The organism is Halarcobacter bivalviorum, from assembly GCF_003346815.1.
GTDB classification, from domain to species: domain Bacteria; phylum Campylobacterota; class Campylobacteria; order Campylobacterales; family Arcobacteraceae; genus Halarcobacter; species Halarcobacter bivalviorum.
In genome coordinates this window covers 2572688-2593929 of record NZ_CP031217.1, presented here as the reverse complement: position 1 = coordinate 2593929, position 21242 = coordinate 2572688, and the positions used below count along the sequence as shown (strand labels likewise).

Below are 21242 nucleotides of genomic sequence, written 5' to 3'. Positions count from 1 at the left end.
TTAAATGAAAAGAAGAGATTTTTTAAAGTCTACGACTGCTTTTGCATCTTTATTTAGTACTTCAACACTTTTTGCAAATAATTCAGATAATAATTTTGAAAAGTTGTTAAATGAGATATTTGGATTAAAAGAAAATAGTGTTGAAAACTATGAAAAACTAAATAAAATAAAAGATGATTATATTCTTACAGAAGAAGAGTATATAGGGGAAGTTAAGGATTCAATAATTATTGAATCTAAAAGTGATTCAAAGGCTTCAATTATAAAAGAGAAGAAGTCTATTTTAGAAGATGTTTTTATTGAAGAGAAGTTTTTATCTGCTTTTAAAAGTGTAAGAAAAAAACTTAATTTAGTACAAAGTCATGTGGGTTATGGTAATTTTAATATTCTTAGTTTTGATGAGATGATTAAAATAGCTAAATATTCTAGTCAAATAGGAAGTTTCACTAAAGATGAATTAGCTTTTTTAGAATCTATTTTTTACTATGATCCTTCAATTCATGGATTTTACGGAAAGAAAATTTCTTTAAATATAACAGATAGCATAAATAAAAAAGAAGTAGTAAAGATTCCTTATACAGGACATTATTTATTTAAAGGTGAGCCTGAAAAAATCTATTATCAAATGGTTGCAGATATTGGGGATAGTTTAACTTTAACTTCAGGTGTTAGAAGTATTGTAAAGCAAACGAAACTTTTTTTAGATAAAGTACAAAGTGTAGATGGAAATTTAACGGATGCTTCAAAATCTTTAGCCCCACCAGCATATACTTACCATAGTATTGCTGATTTTGATGTTGGTAAAAAAGGTTTTGGGACAGCTAATTTCTCATCAAGATTTGCACTTACAGATGAATTTTTAAAGATGAGAAAATTAAAATATATTGATATGAGATATACAGTAAACAATAAGGATGGAGTAAGGTATGAACCTTGGCATGTTAAAATTATTTAAACTTTTTTTCTTGGTTATTATTTTACAAAATCTTTATGCTCATGAACATAACTTTGATTTTGATTTTATTAAAAAAGGTAAAGAAGATAATAATACTTTATTAATAATTGGTGGTATACAAGGAGATGAACCAGGTGGTTTTATGGCTGCTTCTCTTATTGCTACTCATTATAAAATTAAAAAAGGTTCTGTATGGATAGTACCTAATTTAAATTTTTATTCCATTATTAAAAGAGGTAGAGGTACTTTTGGGGATATGAATAGAAAGTTTGCCAAAATTTCTAATAATGACCCAGATTATAACTCTATTCAAAAAATTAAAAAATATATAGTTTCTGATGAAGTAAAGTTAGTATTAAACTTACATGATGGAAGTGGTTTTTATAGAGAAGAATATATTGATAATATGCATTCTCCTTTAAGATGGGGACAAACTGCTATTATTGATCAAGCTAAATTAGATACTCCGTATTATGGTAATTTAGAAGAGATAGCTCAAAAAGTATGTGAATCAGTTAATAAAAATTTAATTAATACTAAACATCAATACAAGGTAAAAAATACAAATACAAGACTTGGTGATAAAGAGATGGAAAAAACTTTAACATATTTTTCTATCAATAATAAAAAAGCTGCTTTTGCAAATGAAGCAAGTAAATCTTTATCATTACATGAAAGAACTTATTATCATCTTCTTGCTATTGAAAAATATATGGATATTATGGGAATAGAGTATGAAAGGTATTTCCCTTTAGAACCAGTTGCAGTTAAAAATGTGATTGATAATGATATTTATATTAGTTTTTATGATGAAAAAATACAATTACCTCTTAGTGAAATTAGAAGTACATTAAGGTATTTCCCTGTTAAAAAAGATGGAACTTTAGAGTTTAGCCCTTCAAGTCCTTTATTAACGGTAATTAAAAAAGAAGAGGGTTATGTAATTCATTATGGAAATAGAAGACTATCTTTATTAGCTCCTGATTATTTCGAGCATGAGAATATAGATGAAAATATAAATATTAATATTGATGGAAAAGATTTTGATGTTCCTTTAGGTTCAATAATCAATGTAAATAATAGTTTTAAGATTAAACCTATAAAAGATTTAAGAGTTAATGTAATTGGTTTTGTACATGAAGAGAATAATGAAGCGGGTGTTCTTGTAAATAAAAATAGTTTACTTAAAAGATTTTCTATTGATAAAAGTGGAAAAATATTCCGTGTAGAGTTTTATAAAGAGGATAAGTTTGCAGGAATGGTTCTTGTAAACTTTGATAAAGATTCTACAAGAGTTTCATATAATAAAACAAACTATAAGAGTTTTACAAATTCTTTGTAAAACCCTTATAAATCAACAAGTTCTTTTTTGATTTTCTCTTGATTTACTTTTTTGCAAGCAACTTTATATAGTTCTTCTACTCTTTCTTCATCATCTTTAATAAGTTCCATTGTTTCTTGAATAGATTTTCCCTCTTCAATGGCAATAAAAACTTTTAACTCTTTTTTTGTAAGTTTTCTTTTTAGTACTTCTTTTAAATCTTCTTCTGATTTTAAAGTTCCAACAAGCTTATCTATATGCTTTGTTAAAGATTCTGTAAAGTTCACTTTATTCCTTTATCCATGTATTTAATTTATCTATATCATCATATGAAGTTAAGTCTAGCATTATAGGAGTAATTGATATATAGTTTGCTTTAACAACTTCAAAATCACAATCTTTATTTTCACTTTCTTGCCAAATTAATGGATGTAGACCTATCCAGTAGTATTCTTCTCCTCTAGGATTATAATGTCTGTGTGTATCATTTCCATACTCTCTATAACCAGCTTTTGTGATTTTGATACCTTTACACTCCTCTTTTTTAATTGGAGGAATATTTACATTTAAAAATCTTCTCTCTCCTAAAGGGAATTGATTATTTAAAATCTTTTTTGCTAATTTTGCAATAGTTTCTTTAGCAAGTGCAAAATCCCAACCATTTTTAATATCCTGACATCTATCTTTGCATACTTGTGAGATAGCAATTGCAGGAACTCCTTGTAATACTGCTTCCATCGCTCCTGCTGCTGTACCACTGTAAGTAACATCTTCTCCCATATTTGCACCAATATTTATACCACTAATTACTAAATCTGGTTTATAGCCTTCTTTAAAGAGATTATTTAATGAGATAAAAATACAATCTGTTGGTGTTCCATCATCGATTTTATAAAAATCATCATCCACATGAACCATTCTTAATGGTCTATCAAGTGTTAAAGAGTGGCCACAAGCTGATTTATTTTTAGCAGGAGCTACAACAACAATCTTTGCAATAGGAGATAAAGCTTCAATTAAAGCTTTTAATCCAATTGCATCAAAACCATCATCATTTGTAATTAATATTTGTTTCATCATGCTACTACATAAGCCCCTTGTATTTGCTCGATTAAATTTTCAACCTTTGAGTTAACACTAAATCCTGTTTCAAGTTCCACATCTGCAAGCTTAGATTTTACAACTATTTTTAGATTTCTTTTTCCTTGATTATTTGCAACTATCTCAAAAAGTTTATACATAGTTTCATCACTATTTATAAAAGGTAAAGCAATAGTTATAGGTGGTTCTTCTTTTTCTCTATGTTTTGTTTTAATTTTCTCTTTTTGTGCATCTTCTAATGATTCAATCTTTAGAATATTCATTCTTGTAAAATCACCATCTTTTGTTACTCTTACTTTAAAAGCAATTGGCTCATTTAAATCAAAATTATCTTCTAACTCTTTTAGCCTATTTTCAAAAAGCATAATCTCAATATTCCCATGAAGGTCAAGGATATTGGCAATACCAAATTTATTACCTTTTTTAGAGATTTTTTCTGTGATTTCTTCAATCTTTCCTACAAGAATTGCTTGACTTCCATCTGCAACTTCATCAAGTTCAGAACTTAGAGTATATTTAATCTTATCTAGTTGTTCTCTATAACTATCAAGTGGGTGTCCAGATACATAAAATCCTAAAGAAGCTTTTTCAAATTCAAGTATCTCTTTTCCTTCATATTCAGGAAGGTGTTCTAACACTAATTCTACTCTTGTAAGTTCTTCACTATCACCAAAAAGTGAGCCTGTAGCCATTTTTTTGGCTTGCATTGCTTTTCCTACAGTATCCCCAATAATTTCTATTTGTTCTAATAGTGATTTTCTTGAGTATTTAAATGAGTCAAAAGCTCCTGCTTTTGTTAAAGATTCAATTACTCTTTTATTTACTTTACTTCCATCAATTCTTGAGATAAAGTCAGACATGTCTTTAAATTCACCATTTGCTTGTCTCTCTTTAATAATTGAGTTAATTGCAACATCTCCAGCACCTTTAATAGCACCCATTCCAAACATTACAACTTCTTTTCCATCAATTTTTTTTGCAGAGAATACTGAGTCTGATTTATTAATATCTGGTGGGAATAGGTCTAAACCTAACCTTTTTACTTCATCTACATATTTTACAACTTTATCTGTATTATCTTTTTCTAAAGTTAGAAGTGCTGCCATAAATTCTGCTGGATAATAGCACTTTAAATATGAAGTATAGAAAGTCACAAGACCGTATGCAGCTGAGTGAGATTTATTAAAACCATATCCGGCAAATTTTACAATAAGGTCGAAAAGCTCTTCACAATGCTCTTTTTTATAACCTTTAACAACTCCTCCATCGGCAAACTCACCTTTAAGTCTATCCATCTCTTCTTTAATTTTTTTACCCATAGCCCGTCTAACTAAGTCGGCACCACCTAGTGAGAAGCCACCAATAGATTGTACAATCTGCATAACTTGCTCTTGGTAAACAATTACTCCATAAGTTGGCTCTAAGATAGGCTTTAAAGGAGCTATAAATTCATCATAGAAGTAGCTGATTTCGGCACGACCATGTTTTCTATCGATAAAGTCATCAAGCATTCCTGATTCCATAGGCCCTGGTCTATACAGGGCAAGCATCGCAATAATATCTTCGAATCCTGAAGGTTTAAGTTTTTTTGCAAGATCTTGCATTCCTGAAGATTCTATTTGAAATAGTCCAATAGTATTACCAGTTTGAATTAACTCATATACTCCTTTGTCATCTACGTCAGTTTCAAGGAAATTAACTCTTTTCCCATGTCTTCTTTCAATAAGTTTATTTGCTTCTTCAATAACAGTTAGGGTCTTAAGACCTAGGAAGTCGAATTTAATTAAGTCAACATCTTCAACATATTTACCATTATATTGTGTTGCGATAGTATCTAAACCAGAGGGTTTAAAAAGAGGAGTTTTCTTCCATAAAGGTTCATTTGAAATAACTACACCAGCTGCGTGAGTACCAGCATTTCTATTTAACCCTTCAAGAGCAAGGGCAAACTCCCAAACTCTTTTTGCTTGTGGATCAGTATCACATAACTCTTTTATTTTTGGCTCTTTTGCATAAGAGTCTGTTAGATTAATTCCTAATTCATCTGGAATAAGTTTAGCCATTGCATCTGCTTTTGCATAAGGCATATCAAGAACTCTAGCTACATCTCTAATAACTCCTTTTGCAAGAAGTTTACCAAAAGTGATAATTTGAGCAACATTGGCTCTTCCATATTGTTGCACAACATAGTCGATAATTTCACCCCTTCTACTTTGGCAAAAGTCCATATCGATATCGGGCATTGAAATTCTTTCTGGATTTAGAAATCTCTCAAAAAGTAGACCATAGGGAATAGGGTCAATATCTGTAATTTCCATACTAAAGGCAACTAAACTTCCAGCTGCTGAACCCCTTCCTGGTCCAACAGGAATTTTCATCTCTTTTGCAACTCTTACAAAATCCCAAACAATAAGCATATATCCTGGGAACTTCATATTATTGATAATATCAATCTCTACTTGTAGTCTATCTTTGTACTCTTGATGTCTTTCAACAGCAACATGTTCAAGTCTTTTTTCTAAACCTTTCCAGCACTCATGGATAAATAGGGTTTTATCATTTTCTAAAGAGTATTCATTTTCAGGCTCAGGTATGGCGATACCTTCTTCTTCAAGTTTTTGTCTTGTAAATTTAAAGTTTGGTGGAGTAGGGTCTCCTAATTTTATCTCTAAATTACATTTAGCTGCAATCTCTTGAGTTGCTTCAATTGCTTCAGGAATATCTGCATAAAGCATGGCAATTTGTTCTGGAGATTTTAAATAAAACTCATGCACTGAGTGTCTTAATCTATTTGGGTCATCATAAAGTTTATTCATAGCAATACACATAAAAGCTTCATGTGCATCAGCATCTTTTTGTTTTAAGTAGTGAGTATCGTTTGTCGCAACTACTTTTATTCCTGTCTCTTTAGAGATTTTTAAAATTTGGTCATCAACAAAGTGCTGGTCACCAATACCATGTCTCATAATCTCTAAGTAAAAATCATCTCCAAAAATCTCTTTATACTCTAAAGCAATTCTTTTTGCTTCTTCATAACCTTTTGCCCCATTTTTTACATTTCTTTCATTTTGAAGATTTAGATGCCAGTTTACTTCCCCTTGTAAACAAGCGGCAGAACAAACTAGACCTTCTGAGTTTTCTCTTAATAGTTTTTTATTGATTCTTGGATAGTAATAAAAACCATGCATATATGCTTGAGAAGATAAATACATAAGGTTTTTGTATCCCACATCATTTTTTGCATATAAACATAAGTGAAATCTCTGTTTTGTAGATTTATCATCAATCTCTTCTGAATTGTGAATATAAGCTTCCATTCCAATAATAGGCTTTATTCCCTCAGCTCTCATTGCATTATAAAAATCAATGGCTCCAAACATATTACCATGGTCTGTCATGGCAACACTTTCCATTCCTAGCTCTTTAATTTTTTTTGCAAGGGGTTTAATTTTGTTTGCACCATCAAGTAGAGAATATTCTGTATGTAAATGTAAATGGGTAAATTTTGGTATATCTGACATAGTTTTACTTTTTTAGATTAATTTTATTATAGTATTGATTATATCTAAAAATGTTTTTGTGCTTCTTTATATCCTAAGTTAAAACAATTCTTTAGCTCTTTGAAAGTAAACATTTTAAAGTCTAAAATTTCATAGTTTGTAATATAGTGATTTGTATGTTCTATAGAGTATTTTGAGTTTTCAATTAGTTGTTTAAAGATTTTCTTTTTTATTTTTTTTAAGGGGCTAAAACTCTTTTTTGGATTGAAACTATTTTTACTAGGCATAATATCAACAGTATATATTTCATGTTTTCCATCAAGTAGTGGTTTAATAGGCATATTATCAAATAAACCTCCATCTATAAGTTCCATATTTTTATATTTTATAGGTTTAAATAAAGGAGTCAAAGCACTTGAAGCCATACAGAGTTTATGACTATCTCCTTTATCAAAATAGTAAAGTTTTTTCGATTTTAAATCATAGGCATTTACAAATACCTTTTTATTTAAATCTTCAAGTCTTTTAATTGGTAAAAGTTCATCTAATATTTTGTGTTTAGTGTCAATTTTTAGCAAACCTTTGTTGAGGTAGTTAAATTTTAAAACCTCTTTTATCTCTTTAGAAGAGAAGATTTTTAGTTGCTCTTTTGCACTTACTCCACTTGCATGAGAAACAGAGATTATAGCTCCAATAGAGCTACCAGAATAGGAATCTATATTTATATTTTGTTCTTCTAAAAATTGAAGTATTCCAAGATGAAAAGCACCTCTTGCAGCACCTCCACTTAAGACAAGTCCAAATTTCATTTGTTTAACCAATTAATAATTTTGAATTCTCCCTCATAGGTTTCAACAATAGCAGTACAAGATTCTACCCAATCTCCGCAATTTAGGTACTCAATACTATCTATATCTCGTATTTCTGCTTTATGTATATGTCCACATATTATGCCATCATATTGTTTATGTTTTGCATGCTTTGCTAGAGTATCTTCAAAGTCAGTTATAAAAGATACAGAGGATTTAACATTGTCTTTTACATATTTCGATAGTGACCAGTTTGATTTAATACCAAATTTATTTCTAAAGAAGTTTAAAAACTGATTTACTTCTAGTAATAAGTCATATCCATAATCTCCTAACACAGCAAGCCATTTTTTTGTCATTGTTATTGAATCAAAGAAATCACCGTGTGTTACAAGATATTTTTTACCAGATAAAGACTCATATTCATACTCATTTTTTATATCTAAAGAGTCTCCTAATACTAAAGGTACAAAGGGTCTTAAAAACTCATCATGGTTACCAGTTATAAAAACAATATTACAACCTTTTCTTGCTTTTTTCAAAATCTTTTGAATTACATCTGAGTGACTTTGAGGCCAAATAAGTTTTCTTTTTATTGACCAACCATCTATTATATCTCCTACTAAAAATAGATTTTCACTCTCATTATGTTTAAAAAAATCAAGAAGCATTTTTGTATTCGAATACTTTGTTCCTAAGTGAACATCTGAGATAAAGATACTTTTATATTTCATGAAAAGAAGTTTATGCCAACTTGGTTACAAGTTAATGACATGTAATACCTTTGTAATTATTGAGTAATAAAATATCAAAATGAAAGATATAAAAGTATGTTTAGTTAGTGATACAGTATATGACTTAAATGGAGTATCAAGGTTTATTCAAGATTTTGCAAAAGAAGCAAAAAGCTATAAGAAAGAGTTTACTGTAATAACATCAACTAAGAAAAATCATTATGAAAGTATTGAAAATATTTATAATCTAAAACCTATCTTTAGTATTAAAATGCCTTTTTATAAATCCTTAGATTTAGTAATGCCAAATTTTTTTAAAATAAAGAATAATATTAAAAAGTTAAAGCCTGATATTTTGCATATTTCAACACCAGGAACAGTTGGTTTATGTGCTTTGATTAGTGCAAAATTATTAAAAATACCAGTTGTAGGAATATACCATACTGATTTTCCCTCTTACTTGTATGAAAATACAAAAAGTGAGTTTGTAAGAAAAATCACACTTTTATATTTAAAAGTCTTTTATAAAAATTTTATTGCTTTATTTTCTCGGTCTAATGAGTATGTTGATATTATTCAAAAACAGTTAGTTTTTAAAAAAAGAGATTTGTATCTTTTAAAAGCAGGAATAAATATTAAGAATTTTGATAAGTCTTTTAAAGATGAAAATATTTGGGAAGAATATAACATTGATAAAAACAGTTTTAAAGTTTTATATACAGGAAGAGTATCTATTGAAAAAAATGTAGATAAGTTAATAAATATCTGGTTGGAAGAGAACTTTTTAGATATAAAACTAATAGTTGTAGGGGATATAGAGATAAAATTAGATAGTTCGAAACTAGAAGAGAAAGGAGTTTATCTCCTTGGAAGAAAACAAAAAGAGGCTTTATCTAAACTATATGCTTCAAGTGACTGTTTTATTTTCCCCTCTACCACAGATACTTTAGGGCAAGTTGTTCTAGAAGCCATGAGTTCAGCTTTGCCTGTAATTGTTAGTGATAAAGGTGGTCCTAAAACTTTTGTAAGTGAAGAGTTTGGTTATATTATAAATATTGAAGAAAAAAATCAAATAATTAAAGCCATCAAAGAATTAAAAAATAAAGATGAGGTATATAAAAATAAAAGTGAAAAAGCTTATAACTATATGAGAGATAAATCTATCTCTCATAGTTTTTTAGATTTTTGGGAAATAAATCAGAAGATATTAGAAAACTTATTTAAGAAGTAAATCTTCTTTTAACTCTTCATATATTTCATCACCTTTTAGAAGTTTCACTATTTCAAGTGCAAATTCTGCTGCAGTTGCAGGGCCTCTTGATGTAATTATTTTATCATCTAAAACTACATTTTGGTCAGCTATATAATTATCAGGATCTATTTTTTGCTCAAAGCTTGGATAACAAGTATAGTTTTTATTTAATACTTCTGCTTTGTGAAGAGCATATGGTGCAGCACAAATAGCTGCAATATATTTATCACTAGCTTTAAACTCTTTTAAAATATCTTGCACATACTTATTTTCAGCAAGAGTAAAAGCATTTGGAAGCCCTCCAGGAAGGGCAATCATGTCAAAATCATCTTCCTCAACATTTTCAATTTTGCAATCTGCTGTAATTTTTATATTATGTGCTCCTGTAGTTACTATATCTTCTACTGCTGCAATAACTACATCAATATTGGCTCTTCTACAAATATCGATAATAGAGATTGCCTCAATCTCTTCAAATCCATTTGAAATAGGAACTAATAGTTTTGACATATAATCTCCTTATAAATTTTTTCATATTTTAGACTATATTAGATTAAATTACTAAATGCTAAAATAAGGAGCTTTCAAGAATTTATAAGTTGTTTTTAAATAAAATTTATTCAATTATAAAAAGGGGACTTTATGCTTAAAACTTTCGCTAAAGCTTGTCTTGCAACAGCAACACTTACATTATTTTCAGGATGTCTTTCTCAAACTATGTCTGCTAGTAATTCTGCCGTTTCTTCAGCAGACAACGAAGTACAAGTTACTAAAAAATATATTGAGATTGCAGAGGATCAACAAATTAATGTTACAAATCAAAGAACATTAGAAGGTACAATCAATTCATTAGCTACTCAAATGATGAGAAACAAAAAGATGAATACAAGTAAACCTGTACTTATTACTTCATTTGTTAGATTAGATAATTTTAAAAAGACTACAGAATTTGGAAGAATTGTAAGTGAAAGTATGATCAATGAAATGTCAAATAGAGGTTTCAATATTATTGAATATAGAGGACAACTTGCAGTTTCAATTAATGAACAAGGTGAATACTTTATAACAAGAAATCCTTATAAATTAAAAGATGAAATACCAAATACATATGTAGTTGTAGGAACTTATTCTAGACAATTTGGTAAAGTAATGTTAAACGCAAGAGTTATTGATAATATCACAGGTAGAATAATCTCAAGTGCAAGAGCAACATATCTTCACAATAAAAGAGATGATTGTGTTTTATTTAAAGATTGTAAACCAGCAAGAACAATTAAAATTATTCAAGAAAAATAGATTTTATGAATAAAACTCTTTTTAGAATAACTAAACTAATTGTTTTAGTTTCTATTCCTCTTTTCTTATTCACTTCTTGTTCTTTAAAAAAAATAACAGGAAGTGAAGATCTTCCATCTTTTATGGATAAAATTGCAAAAAAATCTCCTGATAACCATAAAAATGTGACTGGTTCAAATGATTTCAATTCTCTTGTTTCTAAGTTGATTAAAAAAACTTCTACAAGATTTGACAAATATGTTTTAGAAGATGATGTTGTATTAGTTTCTGATTTTGTGAATATTGATAAATTAGAGAATAAATCAAAGCTAGGTTTTTTATTGTCTGAGCATTTAAAAGATGCTTTACTTAATAAAAATATCATTGTAAGACAAGTTGAATTAAGTGAGAACTTTACTTTTGGAGAAAGTGGATTAAATCTTTTAACAAGAAATCAAAAAGATATAACTAAAAAGACTGTTGATGGTAAGTTTGCAGTTGTTGGAACTTATACAATAACTACTGAAACATTAATTGTTTTTATTAAACTAATTGATGTAAATAATGGAAATATCTTAGCTTCTGCAAATTCAAGTACAAGTATAGATGATGAGATATTAGAATTAGAAGGAATCAAAAAAGGAAAAGAGATTTCTCTTCCTCCTCAAATGATTTTATAAAATATCTTGAATTAGAAATTGAGGACTTATTTGTCCTCTAAATTCATTTTTATTTACTGAAACTACTAAACTGATATTTGAATAATCAAGTTTTTCATCACAGTAAAACTTAATTGCTTCAAATAAAAAACCATCGCTATTTAGAGTTAATTTTAAATGATTTTTATCTTTTCCAAATAGTTCTGATTTTATAATTTGAGAGTTTGAGATACTAAAAATAGGTCTATGGTTTTTAAGTCCATAAGGTTCAAACTGTTCTATAATATTCAAAAACTCAATATCAACAGAAGAAACATCTAATTCTCCTAAAACATCATGTTCTATATGAAGTTCTTTTTTATGATTTTCAAGAGTTTTATTTATTCTATTTTTAAACTCTTCTAAATTTTCAGCTTTTAAAGATAATCCAGCTGCATTTTTATGGCCACCAAAACCTAATAATAAATCAGAAGTTTCTGTAATTATTGTATGGAGATTTATATTTGCATTCGCTCTAGCACTTCCTTTTGCAATTCCATTATTAATAGAAAAGATAAAAGCAGGTTTTTTAAAAGCATTTGATAGCTTTGAAGCAACAATTCCTATTACTCCTTCATGCCAACCCTCTCCCCAAACAATAACTGCATTCTCTTCTGGATTAGTTGCATTTGTAGCTTTTTGTGAAATCTCTTCTTGTAGATTCTTTCTAAAACAATTTAACTCTTCTAATAATTGTAAAGCATCATTTGCTTCATATTCAGAAGAAGCTAATAAAAAATTTAGTGCAATTGAAGCATCTTCCATTCTTCCTGCACTATTTATTTTAGGAGCAATAGTAAAACCAATATCATCTGAAACAAAAACTTCTTTAGAAATCATTTCATTGATTTTTTTAAAAGCAGGTCTTGAAGAATCTTTAATTTTTTTTAGTCCATGTTTAACCATTGTATAGTTAAGACTTGTCATTGGCATAATATCAGCAATAATTGCAACACAAAGTAAATCAAAAAACTCTTGAAGGTTAACATCTGCACTTATCTCTTTTTTTATTGCAGCACAAAGATACCAAGCTACTTGCGCTCCACAAATATCTTTGAAAGGAAAAGTGCACTCTTTTTGTTTTGGATTTATAATTGCAAAAGCCTCTGGGATTTCTTCTCCTACTGTATGATGGTCAGTAATTATTAAATCAATATTTTTTTCTTTTAGAAGTTTTGCAGCTTTACATGCTGAAATACCATTATCTACAGTTATAACTAAACCTTCTTCTATCATGTCAACAATTTTAGGACTTAATCCATATCCATGTTCAAAACGATTAGGAATGATATAGTTTACAGTTTTTCCAATTTTTTTAAAGAAATCAACTATTATTGTAGTAGAAACAACACCATCAACATCATAGTCACCTACAATTGTTATTGTTTCATTTTCAAGTAAGGCTTTTTTTATTCGTAAAGAGGCTTTTTTTATATCTTTAAAACTATCAGGTGAGGGTATATGTGCAAGTCGAGAATAGGGATTATTCTCGTGTCTTGCTGATAATAGTTCGTAAAGTCGGTCTTTAGTTACCTTAGACATTAGTCTTTTTTATTTGCTTGTTTTACAAACTCTAAGATAATTGGGTTTGGAGTCTCTAAGTGAGAAGTAAATTCTGGGTGGAATTGTACCCCTACAAACCATGGGTGGTCTTTAATCTCAACTGCTTCAATTAAACCATTTGATTGTCCAGAAATAATCATTCCTGCTTCTTCAAGTCTTTGTCTATATGCTGGATTTGCTTCATATCTATGTCTATGTCTTTCATAGTATACTTCTTCATTTCCATATGCTTTTTGAAGGTTTGTTCCTTTTAATGGCTCAAATGGATATTCTCCAAGTCTCATTGTTCCACCCATTGGTGATTCATGAGTTCTTAATTGTTTATCTCCGTTTTGGTCAATAAATTCATCAATTAAATAGATTACTGGCTCAGAAGTATTTTCATCAAATTCTATAGAGTTTGCATTTTCAATACCTAATACATTTCTTGCATACTCAATAATAGATAATTGCATACCTAAACAAATACCTAAATAAGGAATTTTATTCTCTCTTGCATATTTAATTGCTTCTAGTTTTCCTTTAGCCCCTCTGTGTCCAAATCCACCAGCAACTAAGATAGCATCAGAATTTCCAATGATTTCATAAGCTCCACTATCTTCAATTCTTTCTGAATCACACCAATGAATATTTACTTTTGTACTTAAGTGTGCACCTGCATGGATTAAGGCTTCAATTAAAGACTTATATGACTCTTTTAAATCTAAATATTTACCAACAAATGCGATAGTTACTTCATCTTGAGGAACAAGAATATTTTTAACTAAAGTATCCCATTTTTCCATATTTGGTTTGATTTTAATATTAAAATGCTCAGATAAAGGAGTTAAAATTCCTTCTTTAATAAAATGTAATGGAACTTGATAAATTGATTGTGCATCTCCTGCTTCAATTACTGCATTTCTATCAATATCACAAGATAAAGCAAGTTTTTCTTTTAGATTTTTTGGTAACTCTTTTTCTGTTCTACATACAAGCATATGAGGAGTAATACCAATTCTTCTAAGCTCTTGTACTGAGTGTTGAGTTGGTTTTGTTTTTAATTCACCAGCAGCTTTAATATATGGAACTAAACTTACATGAATATTCATAGTATTTGATTTTGGTTGCTCATGTCTAATAGCTCGAATTGCTTCCATAAATGGTAAACCTTCGATATCTCCTACTGTTCCACCAAGCTCAATAATTAGAAATTCATTCTCTTCTGCTGCATCATAGATTCTATCTTTAATCTCATCTACAACGTGAGGAATTACTTGAATAGTTTTTCCTAAGTAACCACCCTCTCTCTCTCTTTTAATTACACTTTGGTAAACTTGTCCAGTTGTAAAAGAGTTTTTTGCAGTAAGAGTTTTGTCAATAAATCTTTCATAGTTTCCTAAATCCAAGTCAGTCTCTGCTCCATCTGCAGTTACAAATACTTCACCGTGTTCAAGTGGACTCATTGTTCCTGGATCAACATTTAAGTAAGGGTCTATTTTTAGCATACTTACTTTAAATCCAGATTGTTTTAAAATTGTTGCAATAGATGCAGAAGTAATACCTTTACCAAGTGAACTGAGTACTCCACCCGTAACAAATATGAATTTAGTCATTAAAAAGCTCCATGAATTAATAATAGTTAAATATTTCGCGATTATATCTAATGCGAGGTTAATAAGTATTTAAGTGAAAGAGGCACAAGGCCTCTTTAAGATTATTTTAGTTTATCTGCTCTTGGATAGATAAATACAGCATCTCTTATTACTGATATTTTATTTGGCTCATCAACTGCATAAGCTCTCAGTTTTACTGGAATAGGAGTATCTTTTGTATTATCGTTTACAAGTATTTTATCTGTTTCAAGAATAATTACTTTTTTTCTTAATTTTCCAGGATTTAGTTTAAATGGGCTAAATCTTTTAATTACAATATCATCTCTACCTATAACTTCAATATTATATGTATGTGTTTTTGAATCTGTATTTTGGAAAAGTAATAAGAAGTTATTTGAAACAGTATTATTTTCATCAATTTTATATAATTGAGTTGTTTTATTAACATTTAATAACATATACTCTTTTTTCCCACCCATTACAAAAAGTAATCCAACAACAACAACTAAAGCAACAGCATATAAGATTGTAGATTTTCTCAGGAATTTAGTTGCTTGTCCTTTTTCAATATCACTTGTACTTGTCCATTGAACTAAAGACTCTTTCCCTAATTTACCCATAACTTTTGTACAAGCATCAACACACTCTAAACAGTTGATACACTCTAACTGTAAACCTTTTCTAATATCAATATGAGTAGGACATACAGTTACACATGACTCACATGTTGTACACTCATTTGTTTCCTCAGGTAAATCTTTTTGTTTGAAGATAATTTTTTCTTTACTATCATTATAAATATGTCCACCTCTTTTTGTAGAGTAGATAGCTTGATAAGTATCATCATCATAAAGTACAGATTGAACTCTTGAATAAGGACATACATATACACAAAAATCTTCTTTTAACCAAATTACATCATAAACTAAAAAACCAGCAATAGCAAGAACAAACCCAATTAAAAACCAGTGTTCTGTAGGGTTTTGAATATAAGCAAAGAAGTCTTCAGGTGGTACAAAATACCACATAAAATCAGCTGCTGCAATTAAAGAAAGGATTGACCAAAGAATAATAGCAACAACTTTTTTTGATGCATTTTCTGGTTTTGACCAATTTGGCTCTTTTTGTTTGTTTTTAATTCTTCTTAAACCTAAAAGTTTTGATTCAATTAAATCTCTATAAACTACTCTAAAAATAGTTTGAGGACAGGCCCAACCACACCATGCTCTCCCACCAATAGCAGTTACAGCAAAAATTCCTAAGAAAAGAAGCATTAATAAAAATGGCATAAGATAAAGTTCTTGCATATCAAATGCAATACCCATCAGATGTAATTGCTTCTTATCAAAAGATAGTAAAAATATATGGTTACCATTAATCTTAATAAATGGTAAACCTAAAGCAACAACAGTTGCTAAAATATATGCATAATATCTTTTAAATCTGTACGGCGTTTTTTTTAAAACAGCAGCATTTCCTTCCATAATATAATCCTAATATTTTTTTAAAATTATATATAAAGCTAGCTTATGATAAGCATAAATTATTATAAGCAGTAGTTATAATAATGGGCTAAAATACTTATAAAATTAAACAATGACAATTAATATTTATATTTAAATTATTTGATAGAAGAAAAAATAGTGATAAAACTACTTATATTTAAATGGAGAATTTCTTATGAAAAGTATAAATTTCCTGCAATAGCAAGGATAGTTAATACTTTTACTATTAGGATTTGTGCAATTTTATTCTTTTTTATTTTTTCAATCATATATATCCTTTTTATTTGAGCATAATTTCTAGACTAGAAAAATGACTTTTAGGAGTCAAATTTCTGGTCGAAGTAAGTATCTGATACTTACTTATTTTGTGTTTTGTACCTTAAATTTATGTACATGTGAATAATATCAAGTGCAGCAGGTGTTACACCCGAAATTTCACTAGCATTGAATAGTGTAGGTGGGTTAAATGTTTCAAGCTTTTCAACTACCTCATTTGAAAGTCCAGGAATTGATTTAAAATCAAAGTTTTCTGGAATTTTTAATTCAATCATTTTTTTCATTTTTTCTATTTGTTTTTTCTGCTTATCAACATATCTATAATATTTTGCTTCAATGATGATTTGCTCTTTTAAATAGTTATCTGTATCTTTTAATGAAGGTACTAATCTATCAAGTTTTTCTATAGTAACTGTATTTCTACCTACAATATCAATAAGTTTTGCTCTATCTTTGATTTTATCTTCACCAAGTTCTTCTAATAATTCAAGGTTCTCTTTCTTAGAAGTAAACCACTCTTCTGCCATAAGTTCTACAGCTTCATTGATTACTTTTCTTTTATGTTCAACTTTTTGTAATTGTTCGTCATTGATTAGCCCAAGTTGATGTCCATAAGGAGATAATCTTAAATCAGCACTCTCTTCTCTTAGAAGTAGTCTGTATTCAGCTCTTGAAGTAAACATTCTATATGGTTCATTAGTTCCTTTTGTAACTAAATCATCAATTAAAACTCCTATATAGGCCTCATCTCTTCTAAGAACGAAAGGTTCTTTTCCATCAATTGCTAAACAAGCATTGATACCAGCCATTAATCCTTGTGCACCAGCTTCTTCATAACCAGTTGTTGCATTAATTTGACCAGCATTATAAAGGTTTTTTATTTTTTTTGTCTCTAATGTATGTTTTAATTCTGTTGGGTCAACATAATCATATTCAATTGCATATCCATATCTAATAACTTTTGCATTTTCTAATCCCTCAATAGAGTGAATCATCTGTTTTTGAACATCAATTGGAAGAGATGTAGATAATCCATTGATATAATACTCTGTTTTCATTGCAGTTTGTGGTTCTAAAAATAGTTGGTGTCTATCTCTTTCTGCAAATCTATTTACTTTATCTTCAATACTTGGACAATATCTTGGCCCTCTTCCTTCAATTTGACCTGTAAACATAGGTGCACGGTGGAAGTTACCAGTAATAGTATCATGTGTTCCTGTATTTGTATATGTGATAAAACAAGGAAATTGTGTAGGATTAAAATTCTCTTTATCTGTTCTAAAAGAGAAAGGCATAGGTTTTTCATCTCCACCATGCTCTTCCATTACAGAAAAATCAATACTACTTGCATCTAATCTAGCAGGAGTTCCTGTTTTTAATCTTCCTACATTTAGCCCTAACTCTTTTAATTGGATAGATAGTGTTGAAGAGGGTAGTTCCCATGCTCTTCCTGCATCATAAGTATTCTCTCCAATGTGAATAAGTCCCCTCATAAAAGTACCAGTTGTAAGGATTACTTTTTTTGAATGAAACTCTTCTCCCAGTTTTGTTTTTACTCCATATACTTCATTATCATCTTTCACTAATAAAGCTGATACTTCATCTTGATAAACTTCTAAATTAGGAGTGTTATGACAAACTTCTCTCATATACTCTCTATATTTATCCATATCAATTTGGGCTCTACTTCCTTGAACAGCAGCACCTTTTGAAGCATTTAAAACTCTAAATTGAATACCTGTAGCATCTGTGCAAAGACCCATCTCTCCACCAAGGGCATCAATCTCTCTTACTAGGTGACCTTTTGCAAGTCCTCCAATTGCTGGATTACAACTTGCTGCTCCAATTTGCTCAACAAGCATAGTTATTAGAAGAGTTTTTTTACCCATTCTAGCACTTGCTAATGAAGCTTCAATTCCAGCATGACCTCCACCTACGACTATTACATCATACATATTATTTTCCTTAAAAATAGTCCTTGATAAAGGACTTTATTTTTTAGACTTCTTTTAAAAGGAAATAAACTAACCTTTAAAGAAGCAGACTCTAAGAAGAGTAACTTATTACTCTTATTGAATGTATGAAATCTCTTAGATAAATGTTTTCTTCCACTTATCTAAAAGATTTACATTAATAAATTTTCGGTATTATAACAAATTGATATTATGGAATACTTTATATTAGAAATTAATATATTTTAAAGCAAGGATATTTTTTGTTTACTGGTTTAATTCGAGAAATGGCAAAGGTTGTAAGCCTACAAAATAACTTCTTAACTCTAAAGGCAAAATACTCTCCTAAGATTGGAGACTCAATTGCAGTTAATGGAGCTTGTCTTACTGTTGTTAGACTTGCCAGTGATACTTTTACTGTAGAATTATCCCCTGAATCTCAAAAGATATTAGCAATGGAAAATTATAGAGGTGAAGTTCATATCGAACCTGCAATGATGATGGGAGATAGATTTGAAGGTCATATTGTTCAAGGTCATGTGGATTGTCTGGGAACTATCAAAGCTATAAATAAAAATGGAAATTCAACTGATTATATAATTTCATTGCCAAGTGAATATTCAAAATATATTATTCCTAAAGGTAGTGTTACTATTGATGGGGTTTCTTTAACTGTAAATGAGGTTTTAGAAAACGCTTTTAGATTAACGATTATCCCTCATACAATTGAAAATACACTTTTTAAAACTTATAAAATTGGAAGCAAAGTAAATCTAGAAACTGATATGTTTGCTAGATATATTTATAATATGTTTCAAGGAAACAAAAAAGAGAGTTTAACTTGGGATAAAGTAGAAGGAATTATGGCTTCTTATTAGAAGTTTCACTTTTCTCTTCTTTTATAGGTTCTTCTTTTAACTCTTTATTTTTATAAACAAAGAAATATTTTTGTCGTAATACTTTTGCATATGGCTCGATTTCAACTTTTTGCATATCTTGCATTTTCTTTATCTTTACAACTTTTCCTACTTTTAAGCCTTCAAAGAAAATATTGTCCATACCAGAAGTTATAACTTCATCTCCAATTTTTATGTTGTACCAAATAGGAATATATTTGGCAACAAGATTATGTCTATTCTTTGATTTATGAATAATTCCAGGAGCTTTCTCTTCTCCTACAAAAATAGAGTAGTTACATTTATCATTACCATTTAATAAAGCTTTAGCTTTTCCATCTTGATTTACTACAATTCCAGCTGCAAAGCCATTTGAAATAACTCCTAAAATAGAGTCATCTTCTTTTTTATAGTCAATCCAAACCTTTGTAAAATCATCAAATTTTACATAAGATAAAACTTTAGTAAATTTAATATCATCTTCTGTTTTTTTATTTGCATCAATTGCTTCTAAAACAGAGTGTAATTCATTATTAGAGGCTAAGTATAACTCTTTATAGTTTTTTAATGTAGCATTTTCTGTTTGTAATTTTGCAATTGTAGCTGCTTGATTAAAATATCTCTCAATATTGTTTTGTAATTTTGCAGCATTATTCACATATACTTTTTTTAATGTTGTAAGGGGGTTAAAATTTCTAGCAATTAGCTGGTCAATCTCAAAGATATAACCTAAGCTAACTGCTATAAAAAGAAGGAAGAATAGAAATTTATTCATTAGTTATTAGTTTTAATAATGCAGCCTGATCTAATACATTGCTTGTACCATAAGCAACAGCTAATAATGGCTCTTCCGCAACTTTTACTGGAAGTTTAATAATATCAGCTAAATATTTATCTAAACCTCTAATTAGTGCTCCACCACCTGTTAAAATAACACCATTATCTACAACGTCACCAGCTAAATCAGGTGGCATATCTTCTAATACCGATCTTACTGCAGATACAATTTCTCTTAAAGGCTCTTTTATTGCAGTGCGTACACCTTCACTACCTAATTCAATAGTAGATAAAAGACCTGAGTTATCTCTACCTTTTACTTTGATTTTTAGTTCACTATCAAGTTTAATAGCAGTACCAATTTCAATTTTGATATTTTCTGCTGTTCTTTCTCCAATATAAAGGTTGTAGTTTTGTCTAACATAATCAATGATTGATTTATCAAACTTATCTCCAGCTACTTTAATTGATTTAGAAAGTACAAGTCCACCAAGTGAAGTTACACCAATCTCTGTAGTACCACCACCAATATCAACAACAACATATCCTGATGGGTCAGAAACAGGAATACCAGCACCAATTGCAGCTGCCATTGGCTCTTCTACAAGGAATACTTCTCTAGCTCCTGCACTTAATGCTGATTCTTTTACTGCTTTTCTTTCAACTTGTGTAATTCCATATGGAATACAAATAATAATTCTTGGTCTAATAAAAGATTTTCTTGCATGTGCTTTTTCAATGAAATATCTAATCATTCTTTCAGTCATTTCAAAGTCAGCAATAACCCCATCTTTCATTGGTCTAACAGCTTGAATATTTAATGGTGTTTTACCAATCATCTGTTTAGCTTCTTGCCCAACTGCTAAAATCTTATCTTTTCCAAATCTATCGTTTTGTACTGCAACAACTGAAGGCTCATTAATAATGATACCTTTACCTTTGACAGAAACAATTGTATTGGCAGTACCCAAGTCAATTGCCATGTCGCTTGAAAATAGACCTATTAGTTTATCTAATAACATGTTCTTCCTTC

General features: G+C 29.3%; 18 protein-coding genes. 6 read left to right on the top strand and 12 right to left on the bottom strand.

The window, feature by feature from the left end:
* Positions 1-4: 4 nt before the first annotated feature.
* Both ABIV_RS13025 and ABIV_RS13020 read left to right on the top strand, forming a co-directional pair.
* Entirely contained in the window at positions 5-955 is a 951-nt protein-coding gene (locus ABIV_RS13025; RefSeq protein WP_114840307.1) for a M15 family metallopeptidase, read from the top strand.
* Entirely contained in the window at positions 939-2297 is a 1359-nt protein-coding gene (locus ABIV_RS13020) for a M14 family metallopeptidase (protein ID WP_228254309.1), read from the top strand. The genes ABIV_RS13025 and ABIV_RS13020 overlap by 17 nt, the downstream gene beginning before the upstream one ends.
* A gap of 5 nt (positions 2298-2302) precedes the next feature.
* Here ABIV_RS13020 and ABIV_RS13015 read toward each other — a convergent pair whose 3' ends face one another.
* The 5 genes from ABIV_RS13015 to ABIV_RS12995 are packed head-to-tail and all read right to left on the bottom strand — an operon-like array spanning position 2303 to position 8420.
* Positions 2303-2563 (bottom strand): hypothetical protein, encoded by a 261-nt coding sequence (locus ABIV_RS13015; protein ID WP_114840305.1) that lies wholly within the window; start codon positions 2561-2563, stop codon positions 2303-2305.
* Between the two features lies 1 nt (position 2564).
* Positions 2565-3353 carry a 5'/3'-nucleotidase SurE gene (gene surE, locus ABIV_RS13010; protein WP_114840527.1) on the bottom strand — a complete coding sequence of 263 codons (789 nt, stop codon included), beginning with the start codon at positions 3351-3353 and terminating at the stop codon, positions 2565-2567.
* Entirely contained in the window at positions 3353-6898 is a 3546-nt protein-coding gene (gene dnaE, locus ABIV_RS13005) for a DNA polymerase III subunit alpha (protein WP_114840304.1), read from the bottom strand. The genes surE and dnaE overlap by 1 nt, the downstream gene beginning before the upstream one ends.
* 44 nt (positions 6899-6942) lie before the next feature.
* Positions 6943-7686: a patatin-like phospholipase family protein gene (locus ABIV_RS13000; RefSeq protein ID WP_114840303.1), complete on the bottom strand. Its 744-nt coding sequence runs from the start codon at positions 7684-7686 to the stop codon at positions 6943-6945.
* Positions 7683-8420 carry a UDP-2,3-diacylglucosamine diphosphatase gene (locus ABIV_RS12995; protein ID WP_114840302.1) on the bottom strand — a complete coding sequence of 246 codons (738 nt, stop codon included), beginning with the start codon at positions 8418-8420 and terminating at the stop codon, positions 7683-7685. The genes ABIV_RS13000 and ABIV_RS12995 overlap by 4 nt, the downstream gene beginning before the upstream one ends.
* 79 nt (positions 8421-8499) lie before the next feature.
* On the opposite strand from ABIV_RS12995, the gene ABIV_RS12990 reads away from it, so the two are divergent.
* On the top strand, positions 8500-9651 hold the full coding sequence (locus tag ABIV_RS12990; protein WP_114840301.1) for a glycosyltransferase: 1152 nt from the start codon (positions 8500-8502) through the stop codon (positions 9649-9651).
* Here ABIV_RS12990 and ABIV_RS12985 read toward each other — a convergent pair.
* Complete coding sequence (locus ABIV_RS12985) at positions 9637-10182, bottom strand: DJ-1 family glyoxalase III (RefSeq protein WP_114840300.1); 546 nt, start codon at positions 10180-10182, stop codon at positions 9637-9639. The two genes, ABIV_RS12990 and ABIV_RS12985, sit on opposite strands and share 15 nt — an antisense overlap.
* A gap of 132 nt (positions 10183-10314) precedes the next feature.
* Between ABIV_RS12985 and ABIV_RS12980 the strand changes: the two genes are divergently transcribed.
* Together ABIV_RS12980 and ABIV_RS12975 are read left to right on the top strand one after the other, a co-directional pair.
* The gene (locus ABIV_RS12980) at positions 10315-10968 is read left to right on the top strand and encodes a FlgO family outer membrane protein (protein WP_114840299.1); all 654 of its coding nucleotides are present in this window, start codon (positions 10315-10317) and stop codon (positions 10966-10968) included.
* 5 nt (positions 10969-10973) lie between these two features.
* Positions 10974-11627, top strand: a complete 654-nt coding sequence (locus tag ABIV_RS12975; RefSeq protein WP_228254308.1) for a FlgO family outer membrane protein — start codon at positions 10974-10976, stop codon at positions 11625-11627.
* Here ABIV_RS12975 and recJ read toward each other — a convergent pair.
* From recJ to mnmG, 4 genes are all read right to left on the bottom strand, one after another.
* Positions 11622-13187: a single-stranded-DNA-specific exonuclease RecJ gene (recJ, locus tag ABIV_RS12970; RefSeq protein WP_114840298.1), complete on the bottom strand. Its 1566-nt coding sequence runs from the start codon at positions 13185-13187 to the stop codon at positions 11622-11624. The genes ABIV_RS12975 and recJ overlap by 6 nt on opposite strands.
* Positions 13187-14803, bottom strand: a complete 1617-nt coding sequence (locus tag ABIV_RS12965) for a CTP synthase (RefSeq protein WP_114840297.1) — start codon at positions 14801-14803, stop codon at positions 13187-13189. Before ABIV_RS12965 ends, recJ begins: the two co-directional genes overlap by 1 nt.
* Positions 14804-14904: 101 nt before the next feature.
* Entirely contained in the window at positions 14905-16287 is a 1383-nt protein-coding gene (ccoG, locus tag ABIV_RS12960) for a cytochrome c oxidase accessory protein CcoG (protein ID WP_114840296.1), read from the bottom strand.
* Positions 16288-16664: 377 nt separating this feature from the next.
* Positions 16665-18539, bottom strand: coding sequence for a tRNA uridine-5-carboxymethylaminomethyl(34) synthesis enzyme MnmG (mnmG, locus tag ABIV_RS12955; protein ID WP_114840295.1), 1875 nt, complete (start codon positions 18537-18539; stop codon positions 16665-16667).
* 260 nt (positions 18540-18799) lie between these two features.
* On the opposite strand from mnmG, the gene ABIV_RS12950 reads away from it, so the two are divergent.
* Positions 18800-19414: a riboflavin synthase gene (locus tag ABIV_RS12950; protein ID WP_114840294.1), complete on the top strand. Its 615-nt coding sequence runs from the start codon at positions 18800-18802 to the stop codon at positions 19412-19414.
* Here ABIV_RS12950 and mreC read toward each other — a convergent pair.
* Both mreC and ABIV_RS12940 read right to left on the bottom strand, forming a co-directional pair.
* Positions 19398-20207, bottom strand: coding sequence for a rod shape-determining protein MreC (gene mreC / locus ABIV_RS12945; RefSeq protein ID WP_114840293.1), 810 nt, complete (start codon positions 20205-20207; stop codon positions 19398-19400). The two genes, ABIV_RS12950 and mreC, sit on opposite strands and share 17 nt — an antisense overlap.
* Positions 20200-21231 (bottom strand): rod shape-determining protein, encoded by a 1032-nt coding sequence (locus tag ABIV_RS12940; RefSeq protein ID WP_114840292.1) that lies wholly within the window; start codon positions 21229-21231, stop codon positions 20200-20202. The genes mreC and ABIV_RS12940 overlap by 8 nt, the downstream gene beginning before the upstream one ends.
* Positions 21232-21242 lie beyond the last annotated feature (11 nt).

Bases quoted from the DNA above. Each gene is read 5' to 3' on its own strand.
- ABIV_RS13025 (WP_114840307.1), top strand. From the start codon at position 5: ATGAAAAGAAGAGATTTTTTAAAGTCTACGACTGCTTTTGCATCTTTA.
- ABIV_RS13020 (WP_228254309.1), top strand. From the start codon at position 939: ATGTTAAAATTATTTAAACTTTTTTTCTTGGTTATTATTTTACAAAAT.
- surE (WP_114840527.1), bottom strand. From the start codon at position 3,353: ATGAAACAAATATTAATTACAAATGATGATGGTTTTGATGCAATTGGA.
- dnaE (WP_114840304.1), bottom strand. From the start codon at position 6,898: ATGTCAGATATACCAAAATTTACCCATTTACATTTACATACAGAATAT.
- ABIV_RS13000 (WP_114840303.1), bottom strand. From the start codon at position 7,686: ATGAAATTTGGACTTGTCTTAAGTGGAGGTGCTGCAAGAGGTGCTTTT.
- ABIV_RS12995 (WP_114840302.1), bottom strand. From the start codon at position 8,420: ATGAAATATAAAAGTATCTTTATCTCAGATGTTCACTTAGGAACAAAG.
- ABIV_RS12990 (WP_114840301.1), top strand. From the start codon at position 8,500: ATGAAAGATATAAAAGTATGTTTAGTTAGTGATACAGTATATGACTTA.
- ABIV_RS12985 (WP_114840300.1), bottom strand. From the start codon at position 10,182: ATGTCAAAACTATTAGTTCCTATTTCAAATGGATTTGAAGAGATTGAG.
- ABIV_RS12980 (WP_114840299.1), top strand. From the start codon at position 10,315: ATGCTTAAAACTTTCGCTAAAGCTTGTCTTGCAACAGCAACACTTACA.
- ABIV_RS12975 (WP_228254308.1), top strand. From the start codon at position 10,974: ATGAATAAAACTCTTTTTAGAATAACTAAACTAATTGTTTTAGTTTCT.
- recJ (WP_114840298.1), bottom strand. From the start codon at position 13,187: ATGTCTAAGGTAACTAAAGACCGACTTTACGAACTATTATCAGCAAGA.
- ABIV_RS12965 (WP_114840297.1), bottom strand. From the start codon at position 14,803: ATGACTAAATTCATATTTGTTACGGGTGGAGTACTCAGTTCACTTGGT.
- ccoG (WP_114840296.1), bottom strand. From the start codon at position 16,287: ATGGAAGGAAATGCTGCTGTTTTAAAAAAAACGCCGTACAGATTTAAA.
- mnmG (WP_114840295.1), bottom strand. From the start codon at position 18,539: ATGTATGATGTAATAGTCGTAGGTGGAGGTCATGCTGGAATTGAAGCT.
- mreC (WP_114840293.1), bottom strand. From the start codon at position 20,207: ATGAATAAATTTCTATTCTTCCTTCTTTTTATAGCAGTTAGCTTAGGT.
- ABIV_RS12940 (WP_114840292.1), bottom strand. From the start codon at position 21,231: ATGTTATTAGATAAACTAATAGGTCTATTTTCAAGCGACATGGCAATT.